We start from the raw sequence: 14,900 nt of genomic DNA on the forward strand, positions 1-14,900 counted from the left end.
GTAGGAAACTAAAGTGCTAACTAAAAAGATGCCTCCTAGTCCTTTAGTAGTTTTTTATTGTTGGTATTGTAATTAAATTGTAATGTTTCTATTTCTTCAAATATTGCCCCGGCGTGCATTTAAACACCTTTTTAAACGCGGTATTAAACGCAGAGCTAGATTCAAACCCTAATTGCTCAGCAATGGTTTGTTGTGTGTAACCTGCTTCAATCATTTCAACAGCACGAAGGCCTCGGAGCTTCTGTTTCCATTGGCTAAAGTTCATAGAGAAACTTTTATGAAAAAGTCGGTTTAGTGTGCGTGTCGAAGCGCCAACCAGTTCGCCCCATTGTTCAAGGGTTTTATTACAACCAGGGTTTGCGTGCAGTTCAGAAATAATTGGCAATAAGCGGTCGTCTTGTGCGCTAGGCATAAAGAAACTACTGGATTGCGCACACTCTAATTGGTCAATAAATACTTGGGTAAATCGTAGCTTTTTATCATCAGGTTGATAGTTTGGTGGCCAGTTACACACTTCTAAAATCATGGCTTTAAGTAATTCATTAACATGAAGAAGCTTGGCTTCACTACCAAGTATTTGAACATACTTTTCATCAATATAAACACTTCGAAAATGCCCACCGTAGCGGCAAAAGGTTTCATGAGGTAGATGGGGTGGGATCCATAAAGCCTGATCAGGGGGAATAACAAATTTACCAGCCGGGGTATGAATGCCTAATACCCCATCACTGGTATAGGCAAGTTGTCCCCAAGTATGTGAGTGGGTTTGCACATGCTGCCAAGGCGGCATTTCAGTGGCTCTTGGGTAAATGGGCTTACCTAGCTCTTTTAATTTAAAGCGGGTTTTCACACTCACCCAATTTGAAATTGTCTGATTTGATAAATTATCTGTCATAAATTTACATTTTGGTCACTATGGGCAAAGCATACAATATGCTCGCGTTTTAATCAAAGTGCTTATGTGAGGGAAAAGTGAAACAAAATAAACAGTGGCAATCACCGTTTGGATTTTTAACTATTGCAACCATTGTGATGGCAGTGACGTTTTCGGCGTGGAACGCGTTATTGAACAATTTTGCAGTAGAGGCGGCACAATTCAATGGTGCCAATATGGGAATGCTGCAGTCTCTAAGAGAGATCCCTGGCTTGTTAGCATTTACCGCAGTTTTTATTTTACTGGTATTAAAAGAGCAAACATTTGCGTTAATTAGTTTGTGTTTATTGTCTGTTGGTGTGGCGCTAACAGGCTTGTTTCCGAGTGTTTATGGGCTTTATGCCACAACGGTATTAATGTCGATTGGCTTCCATTATTTCGAAACACTCAATCAATCATTGAGCTTACAATGGTTTAGTAAAGACGAAGCACCACAAAAGTTGGGTCAGTTGATGTCGATAAAATCGATGGCGTCATTGGCAACGTTTGCCTTAATTTGGCTAGGTGTGACTTTCTTTAGCAGCGTTTATCAGGGGCTGTATTTATTCTTTGGTGGTGTAGGCCTATTACTGACTTTATTTATGATGAGTGCATTTCCTCATTTTCCTGAGAAAAACCTTCAGCATAAAAAGCTAATCGTGAGAAAAGAATATAGTTTGTACTACATTTTACTGTTTTTCTCAGGTGCACGTCGGCAAATCTTTATGGTCTTCGCGGGTTTCTTAATGGTAGAAAAGTTTGGCTTTGATGTTGCACAAATAACCATGCTGTATATGTTCAATCACTTAATCAATATTTTTGCCGCACCTGTGATAGGCAAAATGATTGGGCGCATTGGTGAGCAAAAAGCATTAACCATTGAGTACACGGGGCTAGTATTGGTATTTGTTGGTTATGCTTTAGTTGAGTCAGCAGAGTTTGCAGCAGTGCTTTATGTGGTTGACCATCTATTTTTTGCCATGGCGATTGCGCTAAAAACCTATTTTCAGAAAATAGCTCGCCCTGAAGATATTGCCGCTACGGCAGGAGTGAGTTTTACCATTAACCACATTGCTGCAGTGATTATACCGGCAAGTTTTGGCGTGGTGTGGTTATATGACAGTTCATTGGTATTTTATTTTGGTGCAGGGCTGGCTGCATGTTCATTGATTATGAGCCAGTTTATAGGCGGTCATTTGGCTCGTCATAAAGCACAAGTAGAACAAACGGCGTAAGTTGCATCTTTTCAAGCGCACTGATTGATACATGCAAAAGTGCGCTTTCTTTCTTCGGATCATTTTACATTCGTTCATAATCTGTAACGTTTCTGCCTGTCTATCGTGATTGCTATGTGGTTATAATCGAGCCAAATGTTTATTCATAGGGAACGTTATGCATATCAAAGTGGACAACATCAGCAAGCATTATAAAGAAGTGACGGCAGTTAATCGCTTAAGCTTTGAGGTCCAACAAGGTGAAGTATTCGCATTGCTTGGGCCAAATGGTGCAGGAAAGTCTTCTTTAGTGAGAATGATCGTCGGATTCACGCAGGCCGATGAAGGGCAAATTATCATTAATGTCGATGGTCAAACACATTCGTCTATCCCCGCTTCAGAACTTGGTTATTTACCTGAAGATCGTGGCCTTTATTTAGAAAAGTCGTTATTACAAAACCTTATGTACTTTGCCACCTTACGGGGCGTAAATAAAAAGACTGCGAAAGAGCGGATCGACTATTGGCTTGAGCGATTCGATTTGCTTGAACGAAAAAATGATCAATTAAAAAGCTTATCTAAGGGTAACCAGCAAAAAGTACAATTGATTAGCGCAGTATTACATAAGCCGCAATTGGTGTTACTAGACGAGCCATTTTCGGGTTTAGATCCCGTTAACCAAGAAAAGGTTGTGTCATTTTTAAAAGAATTAAAAGCGCAAAACATGACTGTGATTTTAAGTGCGCATCAGATGTCTATGGTCGAAAAACTAGCCGACAGAATGTTACTGATGAATCATGGACAAAGTGTTTTATATGGCACATTGGCTGATATTCAATCTCAAGTTGGCGTAGGCAGTGCTCTAAAAGTTACCTTTACTCACACCGTCAATTTAATTGAAGCGAATGCTAAATTAGTGCATTTTGACGTTGAGCAACTCAACGATACCACTTTGGCAATTCGCGCAGAGCGCGCAGATCAACTAAATCAATTATTAACCCATCTACCTGAATTAGGTGATATTGCATTTATCGATAGTCAAAGAATGGATTTACATCAGCTTTATTTGCACGCCATAGAGTCTGATCAGGCTGCGAAGAAAGGAGAAGCCGCATGAGTCGCTTAAATCAGACCCTAACAGTCGCTAAATGGGAATTCATGCAATTCTTTAAATGGAAGCAAGAGCTGATCGGTAAATCAATTATGTTACTTTTGGCGCTTGGTATGTATTTATGGCATAACCAAGTCTTATACCAGCCTGAGCCGCAGCAAATCGTCTCTAATATTGAATTACAGGGTCTTCAATTAGATGATGACTTTGTGCTTAGAACAGAATCAAAATCGAACGATGCACTTATTGCTGAAGTCAAAGCGGGCAATATTGATGGTGCATTGATCTTTGCTTCACAGGCGTTACCACAAAAAGTGACTTTATATTCTCAAGGTAAAATGTCTTGGCAAAATGACTTGCAAGTCCAGTTAAACGACTATGCGCGTTCAAATGCTGCCGCTTCTTTAAATCTTGGCCCAACTCAACTGGCTTTACTTGAGCAGCCACTGCAGTTTGAAACAAACTACCTAGATGAAGCAGTCAAAAATGCAATGCAACAATCTTCAATTACCGCTAATGGTTTACTATTTTTAATGGCCATTGGTGTGTTTATGACTTTCGGGCAGGTGTTTGTTGCAATTACCGGCGAAAAGCAACAACGCGTTACTGAGCAGCTTTACTCTTGCATTGATGCAAAGACGTGGATTGAAGGTAAAATCATCGGGCAAATGTTGCATGCGGTGAAAGCCATGACCACGACCGCCATTACTGCATTGTTGGGGTTTGCATTTGTACAGGTCATTTTGAAAGGTAGAGCGCTTGATTTCAGCATTTTCGACTTTACTGTTTTACCTTGGTTTATTGTGTTTGTACTCGTGGGCATTTATATGTGTACAGCATTTATAGCCGCTATTGCAGCTGCGATCGATGACCCGAACCACAGTGGTAAGTCAGCGTTTATGATGATCCCCCTGATCCCGATTGTGGCTGGTTTTATGATGATGGATAGTCCAAGTAGCTTGGCTGTGACTGTGTTAAGTTATTTCCCATTAACGGCATTTGTCTTTATGCCAATGAAAATGGCGCTGATTGATGTGGCATTTTGGCAAGTAGCCATCGCCTTCATCAGCTCATTGCTTGGCTGTATTGTTATTCGCAATATGGCTGCTCGCATGTTTAAGATGGGGATGACAATGTATGGTAAAGAGCCAAGTTTTAAGACAATGTTAAGATGGGCAATGGCCATTAGATCTTAATTGAGCCTGATTAGACAAAAAATTTAAAAGGCAGATCACGTTCTGCCTTTTTATTTTAATTAAATTGAGTTCTATAACATCGGCATTAATATTTGAATCTGAAAAAAGAAGTAGTCTTATGCGATTTGAATTTTACCTTGTAAACTTTCTTAAAAAATGACCGTATTTAGTAACTTGTGTATTGGCTTGACTCAAATCTTCTACTATTGTTTTATTTAATATAAATAGCCATAGAGCACATAGATATGTTTTTTAATGCAAGCAAAGAGCGCGAAATTTCTAATGCGCTTAAATCTAAGCTTGATCTACTCTCACATTTACACTCATTTTTAGAAATTAATGCGCATGGCCTTATCACATATGCAAGCAATCACTTTTTAAATATTACAGGTTATAGCCAAATAGATTTAGAAAGACAAGTTTATGGAGAAGTAGTTAAAGCTGATCTTGAAAAACTCAAAAATAAAAATGGCTCTATGGTTGTAAAAGTTATTTGTAAAGATAAAAGCTACAAGTGGTTTTCACTAACAGTAAGTTCCGATGCGAATAATACGATGCTGTCGTTAAATGATGTCGATAGCTATGAAGTGCAAAGTATAGATTATAGAGGTCAGCTCTCTGCAATTAGTCTCTCTCAAGCAGTTATAGAGTTTGACTTAAATGGCTATATTTTAAATGCCAATGACAACTTTTTAGATGTCATGGGATACAGTTTAAGCGAGGTTGTAGGCCAGCATCACAGTATGTTTGCTGAGCCAGATTATGCGAAAAGTGAAGAATATGCCAATTTTTGGTCTGCACTTAATCGTGGTGAGTTTAGTTCAGGTGAGTATAAACGCTTAGGTAAAGGAGGCAAAGAGGTTTGGATTCAAGCGACCTACAACCCAATTTTTGATAAAGATAACAAGCCTTTTAAAGTCGTTAAATACGCTTCTGATATTACTCAAAGAAAACTGCAAGCGGCTGACTTTCAAGGTCAACTTGACGCTATCAGCAAATCGCAAGCAGTTATCGAGTTTAATATGGATGGCACCATCTTGACTGCCAATGATAACTTTTTAGCGGCCATGGGCTATGCGTTAAATGAAATTCAAGGTAAGCATCATAGTATGTTTGCCGAGCCAGAGTATGCAAAGAGTGAGGAGTATCGAGCATTTTGGGCGCATCTAAACGCGGGCAAGTTTAGCTCTGGCGAATATAAACGGTTGGCTAAAGGGGCCCGAGAAATTTGGATACAAGCCTCGTATAACCCAATTTTTGATTTAAATGGTAAGCCGATTAAAGTGGTTAAGTATGCCACAGACATCACGCAACAAAAGTTACAAAGTGCCAATTACGAAGGTCAGCTGCAAGCCATTAGCAAATCTCAAGCGGTCATCGAATTTAATATGGACGGCACCATCATTAATGCCAATGAAAACTTTTTGAATGCGATGGGTTATAGTCTCGATGAAATTAAAGGCCAACATCATAGTATGTTTGCAGAAGCAGACTATGCAAATAGCCATGAGTATCGAGAGTTTTGGAAGAAATTAAATCAAGGTTTATTCGATTCTGGTGAATACAAGCGAGTTGCGAAAGGCGGTCGTGAGATATGGATACAAGCAACTTATAATCCGATTGTTGATGCCAGTGGTAAACCTATAAAAGTCGTTAAATTCGCCTCAGATATCACAGAGCAAAAGCAGCAGAGCGCAAACTTTGCAGGCCAATTGCAAGCAATCGATAAATCTCAAGCTGTGATTGAGTTTAACCTTGATGGTACCATTATTACTGCCAATGAAAACTTTTTAAATGCAGTGGGTTATACGTTGAAAGAGGTTCAAGGTGCCCATCATAGTATGTTTGCTGAGCCAGAATATGCTCAAAGTTCTGAGTATGTGGAGTTTTGGCAAAAGTTAAACCAAGGTTTATATGACACTGGGGAATACAAGCGTATTGCAAAAGGTGGCAGTGAAATCTGGATTCAGGCCTCTTACAACCCGATTTTAGACAGTGACGGTAGACCTTACAAAGTCGTTAAGTACGCAACAGATATTACTGCTAGAAAGCAGGCCATTCGCAGCATAAAACAAGCCATTATTTCTTTAGCCAATGGCAATTTAACTCACAGTATTGATAATAATTTGGGGGACGAATTTAATATTTTAAGAGATGCCATGAATGGTCTAATGCAAAACCTTAATAACATGGTGTTAGATATCACCCAAGCATCTGAGCGAGTGAATAACGGCGCGCAGAAAATAGCATCAGGTAATGAAGAGCTTAGCAAGAGAACTGAGAGTCAAGCGGCCAGCCTTGAGGAAACTGCATCGACCATGGAAGAACTCACATCAACTGTACAGCAAAATGCCCGAAGTGCCAATGATGTATCTATTCGAGCTGCTGAGGCTATGAGCAATGCGGAGCAGGGAGGAGAGACAGTTTCATCAGCCGTCACAGCGATGTCTGATATTGAAGACTGTAGTAAACGCATTTCAGATATAATTAGTGTCATTGATGAGATAGCATTCCAAACGAATTTATTGGCGTTAAATGCCTCTGTAGAAGCCGCACGTGCAGGAGAGGCTGGGCGTGGTTTTGCAGTGGTAGCCAGTGAAGTACGTAACCTTGCTCAGCGAAGTGCTTCTGCAGCTAAAGAGATTAAAATTTTAATCAAAGACAGTAGCGAGGCTGTTCATAATGGCAGTGCTTTAGTAGCGGAATCAGGCGGTAAGTTCAAAGAACTGATTTTAGTTGTTGGTGAAGTGAACAAAATGATCTCTGAAATTACTAAGGCTAGTAAAGAGCAGTCTGATGCTATTTCAGCGGTATCTTCAACTGTTGCGCAGCTTGATAACTTAACGCAGAAGAATATGCAATTGGTCGCACAATCCACTAGTTCGAGCAAAGAGATGCGTGAGCAGGCGAGTCATTTACTCGGCCATGTATCTAATTTTGAGACTTCAACATCACAAGATTTACTTCAGCTGAAATCGTTTTCAGCCTAACCACGAAAAGTTAAAGGGAAGCCATGCTTCCCTTTAGTCTATTTTCTATCTTATCTGTTAATAATCTAGTTATCACATGAATTTACTCGCATATGAGTAATGATACAGCTGTACTTTTTATACTTAGCCTGATTTGTTTTAAACCGATTTTTATTATAGTGTTGTTGGCGTAAAGACATTCGAACATACCTCATAAGACGTTCAAGTTATTGATGAAGTGTAAGGGTTTAAGGGATAAATATGAATTGTACAAGTTGTAACGAAGGCAGATTGTTGCCAAGCTTTATAGATGGTCAGTTTAGAGCACATACTTGTAATAGTTGTGGTGGTAACTGGGTATTAATTGAAGATTATGTTGCTTGGAAAGAAAGAAACCATGACTACCAGTTTTTTGAAGATATAAGTTTTTCTGAGGATGAAGTTGAGGACAGTAAACGCGCACTATTGTGTCCTGTTTCGGGTACCATAATGCGTAAATTTAGAATATCGGCACAGAATGAACACAAGCTAGATTACAGCTCAGTCATGGGTGGATTATGGCTCGATAAGGGAGAGTGGGAGTTACTTAAAAACGAAGGTTTAGCTGGAAGCCTTAATGCTGTTGTGACGCAAAATTGGCAAAAAGGTATTCGTGAGCAAAATGCCAAGCAAACACTAACGGATGTTTATAAAGCCAAGTTTGGTGAAGAAGCTTATGAAAAAATAAAAGAACTCCGACACTGGCTATTAGCGCAAGATCAGAAAGCAGATTTAAGAGCTTATCTGATGGCAGAAGACCCATATTCAGCCGAAAAGTAAACTAAGAGGGCCTCAAAATAGAGGCTCTTTAAATCAACATTGAACCAATTAAATTCCAATTAAGTCTTAATGTTCTGTTGTTAATAGGCATGATAGAACCTTCTCGTTAACCCCTTCACATATTGAATTGGTATCCATCTAAGCAATAAGCTTAATTTGTTTACTCAACAGTTTCGCTTGAGATATTTTTAGGAAGCACAATAAGAAAGTGCGCGCCTTCATCATCACCTAAACACTCTACTTGTCCATGCATAATGTGTACGACAGAGTTATAGATAATATTTAAACCTAAACCTAAGTTCCCATCGCTTAAACGAGTTGTATAAAAAGGGTCAAATATTTTACTTCGTTTTTCTTGCTCTATACCCACCCCATTGTCTGAATAGTGAATTTCAATCTCATTTAGCTTTATATTGACTGATATTTTAATTAGGGGTGTCTCAATTTCTTCAAAGCCATGCCTAACAGAGTTTTCAATGAACTGATTAATGACTTTGAGTAAAACCGACGAATAACTTGAAATAACAATCTCTTTACCGGTAATTTGATATTGAATACTTTGGTTATATGTTCGAATGATTTGAGGCACTTTGTTTCTTAAAAAGCCAAGTACTTCAAATTGTCGGCGCTCGTTCATTTGCAGCTTTGCAGACATCATTTTAAACGTTTGGATCATTTCTGCTGCACGTTCACTGTTTCTTTGGCTTAGATTTATAAGTTCATTTGATTCATTTAGAAAGTGACTGAGTTGAACTTGAGTCAAAGATTTATCGCTAAGCTTATTGGTGAGTACCTCTACTTGAGATTGTAAAGATGAGTTTGCAGTAATGACTAAACCTAATGGGGTATTTAATTGATGCGCCATACCAGATACTAAGGTCGTCATGGCTCGCATTTTTTCTGATTCAACGAGTTTGTCTTGGGTTCTCTTTAATCGAGTTAATAAGTTTTGTAACTGTAACCTTTTACGATTAAGGCGATATAAAAAGAAAGATGTGATTGAAGTTAGGAGCATAAAACTTAATAAAAGAATGAGTCCAATTTGCTTTTCAGACTTTGCAATTGACATGGCTAACTGGTGCTCCTGTTCAAGTTGTTGTAACGCCATTTCTTTAGTTTGTAACTCTGTTTGTGACACCATATGTGCCAACCCAATCGATGACTTACGTTCGGCAATTTGCTGCACAACGGTATTGCGTTCATCTAAACTGGACAATGCGCTTTCAAAATCCCCTTTAAGTCTTTTTAAAGTGGCTGTTTCAGTTAACGCTTCTTTTAGAGTTGAGAGCTTTTTATAGTCTTTCGATAGCAATATTACTTCTTCTAGAATTTTTTCGGCTTTGTGAGGCTGGTTTTGAGAGATAAACATTCTGGCTAATTCGATTTTAGGCATAAGCGCTTTTGATTTAGCGTTTTGCTTAGTCAGGCGTTCAATTGCAAGATTTAAAAATTGTTCGGCTTTATCTAGTTCATTTTTAGCAAAATAGACGCGCCCGAGATTATAGAGCGACCATGATTGGTGATATTCGTAGCCATGCTTTTTTCTCAGTGCGAGAGCCTTCTGATGAAGTTCTTCAGCTTTGTTGAAATCACCTCTGTAAAATGCAGTTTCACCTAAATTATTCAAACCGACACCTTGCTGCGAGAGCAGGTTATTTTCGACCGCATGATTATAAAAGCGGTTAAAGTAATATTCAGCCTTATCCATGAGTCCAAGTTTTAAGTAAACATGACCAATGTTGTTTTCTGTTTGTTGGATGAATTGAGGCTGTTTTAGAAGGGGCGCTTCTTTGTAAGCTTTCATATAATTATCTAAAGCCAGCTCATAAGATTCAATATAATTGAATGCACTGGCAGTAATACCATAATAACTATAAAGAATACCGGGTTCGGTGATATCTTTTGCAAGCAACCGAGTTTGTTCTAAAGTGCTTAAAGCTTCTTCGATTCTGTCTGAACTAATTTGATACCAAGACTTTAAGTATAAGAGCCTAATTTGTTGATGCTTGGCAAGTTGAGCATTAAATTTGGTTAATACTTCGTCAACTTTTTTTATACCTGCTAAAGGTGATTTATTGCTTTCAATGCTAATTTCTTTTCTCAGAAGGCTAAACTCATCGTCGGGTATTTGAGCAAAGCTACCTTTTACATATAAAGCTACGAAAAGCAAAAGAAGAGCATAATATGTTCTTTTCATTATTACACGTCACCACAAAATTCCACGTATAGATAAAGCGTAGCTGAGTTTTATATTCGTGCTAATAGAGCACTTGATGAATCGCGTCTAGATATACAGTAGTATCATTGTTTAAATATATTTAAGAGCTTTATTTCAGACATACATTTATGAGAAAAGTGATTGTGTTAGGTGCGACAGGGTTAATCGGCAAACACTTAGTCAAGCAACTTGCAGGGTGTGAGCATATTAGTCAAATAGTGGCAGTGACTCGTCGAAAAGTGACTTACACTGACCCTAAAATTGAAAATATAGTTATTGATTTTAATCAGCTAGAACAACATGGAGCGCTATTTAAAGGCGATATCTTGTTTTCATGTTTGGGAACGACCAAAAAACAGGTAGGAACAAGAGCTGCACAACGAATTGTAGATCTCGATTATCAGCTTAAAATCGCTAAACAGGCATCTGAAAACGGAGTAAGAGGGTATTTCTTAGTGTCTTCAAGTGGTGCAAATACAAAAAGTAACAATGCTTACTTACAGATGAAGGGGGAGCTAGAAGATAAAGTAAAGCGATTAGCCTTTGAGCAAATTGCCATCTTTCAGCCCTCACTATTGCTAGGTGAACGAGACGGTTTCAGGTTAGCTGAAAAGTTAGGTGGCTGGGTATTAACAGCGCTCTGCTTGTTACCAATTCTAAAGCGCTACAGACCCATTTATGGATATCAAGTTGCAAATAAAATGTGCCAAGAAAGCGCGAAAGTAAACACAGGAGTTCAGGTTTTTACTCTAGAGCAATGTTTTCCAGAACAAGCATAGAGTGTGCTTAAGACTGTTAAAAAGGCAAAGCCATGAGCCACTATTTCTCAACAGCCAGGCTCAAGGTACATGAACTCAAAGCAGAGCATGGACCATTTACAGATGCGCTTTTGGAAACTATTTCCCGTATTTTAACTAAAAATGTGGTAGAAAATTTGCCTCCTTATTTTCAAGGTATAGAGAATAAGGCACAAGCTAAAGCTTGGTTAGATATTATCCTTGCAGAGAGTAGATTGTTTTTAGTTAAAAATAAAAAAGAGAAAGTTTTAGGGTGTGTGTTTATAAGTCATCGCCAAGGGCAAGGTAATTACCAAGATAAGCACTTAGGCTATTTACTAGCTGAAGAGCAGTTGGGAAAGGTGCTTTTAAAGCCAGGGTTTACCAAGCGTTGTAATTCAAGCCAGAGTGTCGATTTCTATGAACTTAGCTTAAGTAAAAGTTAACCATTGATTTATATTGAACTAAAACACACTAAAATGATGAAAAATATATCAGAAGGAACTTATATGCATTGCCCACACTGTGAAAAGAAGATTAGCTTCTTCTCAAAAGCCTTAAATTCATGGGGAAAATTTAAAATTTGCTTACATTGCCAAAGTGATCTTGATGTTTCAGTTAACTTGAAGTTTGTTGCGCTGGGCGTGATCCCATTTATTTGCTTATACACTTTAATAATTAGCCCTCTCATTTCTTATGTTGGAAACTTTGCGAGTTTGTTATTAGGGTTGTGTACAGCGATGTTTATCGTATTTTCTTTGAAGTTAAACAAGCGAGGTTAATGTTTTTACAGATAATTAAATTATGCTTGGTTTAGAGGTGGATCAAGCCGATTGAAATATGCAACCTGCAGCTCACGTTTCATCAAAAATCTAAAAGCAACTTCAATGTGTACCTACCTTTCAACTCGATGAAGTCGATTATCTATTTTTAATGAACTTTAGTTGTTTTTTAAGATAAGTACCGGCAAACAATAAAAATAAAAAAGGTAATTTTAAGTTCATAAGCGCGCTGTTTATTTATACAGTAGAGTGTGTTTTGTCCCATAACATTATTCAATTGCGTTTTGTCCAATTTTCACAACTGAACAAAATTGGACATTTTAAACTCATGTTTACAATAGATTTTTCTTGTGTGAATATTGGGACACGTAATATAGCCCGTTTTGTCGGTATTTATTCTGGCAATTTGGGAGAGAATAAGCTGTTATATGCCTTTTGAGATTACATGTACTCCTCAGATAAGAAGCTAGAAATAGAAATAACAACTGCATGTCGGAATGCAATTTCCGAGTTGTTTTCAAAGGATAGCAGTCAATTCTATTACTGTTGTTTAGTAACAACAGGACAAGCTCATGCTCCGTTTTTATCTGCATGGTCACAAGATGCCTTAAAATCCACCGCCGAATTAGAGAAATGCCATCCAAGCGAAATTAAGTGGTCATATGCAGATTCGCCATACTGTGATTTTGGAGCAGAACATTTTGATAAATTGAAGCAACACTTCGAAAATAAGACTCTTCTAACCGAACATGAGTTTGATAAGCGAATCAATCTAATGGAAAAGGCTCTTGCCAATTTGATTGATGAAGGCCTTTTTGGCTCGGCTGCCGATAGAGACAATATCTACATTAATGTTGAAGTCATGCCTCCAGATTATTCAAATGTTGAACGCGCTAAGAGGTTAAACTCTTCCTTTGCTTTACGAAATTGGTTAGAGGAAGCTGCGGAAGACGGCATATAACAAGCTGTTTAAATGGACTTTTTTTAGTTTGCCGGGTTCCGCTGCGCTCCACATTTTGGCAAACTGGTAAAAAAAGCCCATTAACAGGGCGTTATATTTAAAAGTCACTTATGCGTTCAATTCTCAACATAATAAAAGTGTCTGTTTGCTCTGTTGCAATTGGTAATCTTCTTTTTCTAGGTGGGATTATCGGAACATTATTATTTGAAGGCAAGCCTAACAATTTAGGTCAATTAACCATTGGTCCTTTGTATGTCTATTTTGTGTCGGTATTGATTGGCATATGTGTAGCTCTATTTTTTGCAACACCAATATATTTACTATTTCTAAAACTTAAAATAGCCAACTATATAACCGCCTCAATTATTGGTGGATGTATCAGTTTAAAAGTTTCACCAATGGACTCGTTTTGGTTTTTTTTAAGTTTAACAGGCTTTATCATTGGCCCTACATATCATTATTTTTATAAAAAATGGTGCGGGTGTAATATAAATATAACAAGCGCCTAAACCAAAGGACGCAAAACAGCAGGCTTGCGCTCCTTCGTCGCTAATTTTAGCCTGCTATTTCGCGCCGGTTAGGCAAGCGTTATGTATTACTTGAAATATGGATGTATCTGAAAAACTTCAGCAATTAAATGCTGATCCTAAAAAGCAAAAGCAGATAAAAAATACTTGTTAGCTTGCTGTCAAAAGTTGGTGAAGTATCGCAGAAGCGGTAACCTCGAGAAAGGTATTATGTTAGCTAAGCAATATAATTCAGGGTTCATATCATGGAAGAAGTTTCATGATATTGAGTATGTTTTAGAAGGCGAGGCTTTTCGAATTGATTTTTATACCAATGACCCATACTTTGGTGGGTTTAGAGTTGATTTAAATGACCTTGCAGACCTAAAGATGGTACGAGCAAGCAAAGCTTTGAAAGCTAAAAAGGCTAATGATTATCTTGTCGAATTAACTTACTTTGTAAATACAGTTTTTAGTTATTGTTCTCACCCAAATAACAGCTTACCGTCAGACAAAGAGTCAAAGTTTCTTTGTCCGCAGTTGTTTAAAAGGTATTTTAGCTAGCAGTATGTAATACATAACAAAGTAATTAAACAAAGGACACAAAACAGCAGGCTTGTGCTCCTTCGTCGCTAAGTTTAGCCTGCTATTTTGTGCCGTTTATTACGGCGTTATAAGCACTAAAGGAGTCAAGTGTGGCATTTAACTTAGAGGAAAAATTCTTACTTCAGGCAGAAGAAGAATTGGATGCAGTCCTTCCGCAAAATTATAAAGCTTCAATGCAAAATAACAATGGCGGAGAAATCGAAGTTGCTGGTGATGTATGGGAGCAATATCCTATCTTCGATACTTCGGATAGGAAGCGCATAGCTCGAACTTGTAATCACATTATCGCTGAAACTCGATCTTGCGAAGGTTTCGGAAATTTTCCAAACAACGCATTAGCCATCGCGGGAAACGGGTGTGGTGATCAACTTGTGCTAATTAAACAAAGTAATAGTTACATGGACTCCATCTATGTTTGGTCGCATGAAACTGGTGAGCTTAATAAAGTAGCTAATGACTTCAATGAGTTAACGTGCTTATAACAAGTCAATTATGGCATGGACGCAAAACGCATGGCTTGCGCTCCTTCATCGCTAAGTATAGCCATGCATTTGTGCGCCCCATATTGAGGCGTTATGCGTCACTTTAAATCGCTGTCTTTCAAGCGGTTTTTCTCTCAAGTCTTTTCTTCAAATCAGCTTTTAGGTACAGTGGCGTAATTGAGTTTTAAGTTGGTCTCGGCTTTTCGTTTTTAAATTTAAGCTGTGACCAGAATCATCATTCACCAGTCGAACGCTTCTTTGCAATTTTGAGTTTGGTGAGTGTGTTTAAATTTTAAGTTTGGCTTAATAGTGCAGGCGCAAGCGCTTTGAATTTTAAGTGTCAACGC

Annotated in this window: 13 protein-coding genes; 11 read left to right on the forward strand and 2 right to left on the reverse strand. The window is 38.2% G+C overall.

Features of this window, described 5'->3' with window-relative positions; translation table 11 throughout:
* Positions 1 to 88: 88 nt before the first annotated feature.
* Entirely contained in the window at positions 89 to 895 is an 807-nt protein-coding gene (locus CWB72_RS13920) for an AraC family transcriptional regulator (protein WP_130256684.1), read from the reverse strand.
* A gap of 77 nt (positions 896 to 972) precedes the next feature.
* On the opposite strand from CWB72_RS13920, the gene CWB72_RS13925 reads away from it, so the two are divergent.
* From CWB72_RS13925 to CWB72_RS13945, 5 genes are all read left to right on the forward strand, one after another.
* Positions 973 to 2,148: an MFS transporter gene (locus CWB72_RS13925; RefSeq protein ID WP_354384667.1), complete on the forward strand. Its 1,176-nt coding sequence runs from the start codon at positions 973 to 975 to the stop codon at positions 2,146 to 2,148.
* 157 nt (positions 2,149 to 2,305) lie between these two features.
* Entirely contained in the window at positions 2,306 to 3,244 is a 939-nt protein-coding gene (locus tag CWB72_RS13930) for an ABC transporter ATP-binding protein (RefSeq protein WP_138632458.1), read from the forward strand.
* Entirely contained in the window at positions 3,241 to 4,434 is a 1,194-nt protein-coding gene (locus CWB72_RS13935; protein ID WP_138632461.1) for an ABC transporter permease, read from the forward strand. The genes CWB72_RS13930 and CWB72_RS13935 overlap by 4 nt, the downstream gene beginning before the upstream one ends.
* A gap of 245 nt (positions 4,435 to 4,679) precedes the next feature.
* Entirely contained in the window at positions 4,680 to 7,424 is a 2,745-nt protein-coding gene (locus tag CWB72_RS13940; protein WP_138632464.1) for a methyl-accepting chemotaxis protein, read from the forward strand.
* Positions 7,425 to 7,664: 240 nt separating this feature from the next.
* A complete protein-coding gene (locus CWB72_RS13945) occupies positions 7,665 to 8,222 on the forward strand; it encodes a zf-TFIIB domain-containing protein (protein WP_138632467.1) in 558 nt (185 codons plus the stop codon).
* A 160-nt stretch (positions 8,223 to 8,382) separates the two neighbouring features.
* Here the strand turns inward: CWB72_RS13945 and CWB72_RS13950 are convergent, their stop codons facing one another.
* Positions 8,383 to 10,419 (reverse strand): tetratricopeptide repeat protein, encoded by a 2,037-nt coding sequence (locus CWB72_RS13950; protein ID WP_138565994.1) that lies wholly within the window; start codon positions 10,417 to 10,419, stop codon positions 8,383 to 8,385.
* Positions 10,420 to 10,568: 149 nt separating this feature from the next.
* On the opposite strand from CWB72_RS13950, the gene CWB72_RS13955 reads away from it, so the two are divergent.
* The 6 genes from CWB72_RS13955 to CWB72_RS13980 all read left to right on the forward strand — a co-directional run bounded on the left by CWB72_RS13955 (position 10,569) and on the right by CWB72_RS13980 (position 14,553).
* Entirely contained in the window at positions 10,569 to 11,219 is a 651-nt protein-coding gene (locus tag CWB72_RS13955; RefSeq protein WP_138565995.1) for an NAD(P)H-binding protein, read from the forward strand.
* Positions 11,220 to 11,251: 32 nt separating this feature from the next.
* Positions 11,252 to 11,662, forward strand: coding sequence for a hypothetical protein (locus CWB72_RS13960; protein WP_138632470.1), 411 nt, complete (start codon positions 11,252 to 11,254; stop codon positions 11,660 to 11,662).
* Positions 11,663 to 12,443: 781 nt separating this feature from the next.
* Positions 12,444 to 12,959: a DUF4303 domain-containing protein gene (locus CWB72_RS13965; protein ID WP_138632473.1), complete on the forward strand. Its 516-nt coding sequence runs from the start codon at positions 12,444 to 12,446 to the stop codon at positions 12,957 to 12,959.
* A gap of 110 nt (positions 12,960 to 13,069) precedes the next feature.
* Positions 13,070 to 13,468: a hypothetical protein gene (locus CWB72_RS13970; RefSeq protein WP_138632475.1), complete on the forward strand. Its 399-nt coding sequence runs from the start codon at positions 13,070 to 13,072 to the stop codon at positions 13,466 to 13,468.
* Between the two features lie 228 nt (positions 13,469 to 13,696).
* A complete protein-coding gene (locus CWB72_RS13975) occupies positions 13,697 to 14,029 on the forward strand; it encodes a hypothetical protein (protein ID WP_138632478.1) in 333 nt (110 codons plus the stop codon).
* A 131-nt stretch (positions 14,030 to 14,160) separates the two neighbouring features.
* The gene (locus CWB72_RS13980) at positions 14,161 to 14,553 is read left to right on the forward strand and encodes an SMI1/KNR4 family protein (RefSeq protein ID WP_138632481.1); all 393 of its coding nucleotides are present in this window, start codon (positions 14,161 to 14,163) and stop codon (positions 14,551 to 14,553) included.
* The last annotated feature ends 347 nt before the right edge of the window (positions 14,554 to 14,900 follow it).

This window comes from Pseudoalteromonas phenolica (assembly GCF_005886345.1).
Lineage (GTDB): Bacteria > Pseudomonadota > Gammaproteobacteria > Enterobacterales > Alteromonadaceae > Pseudoalteromonas > Pseudoalteromonas phenolica_A.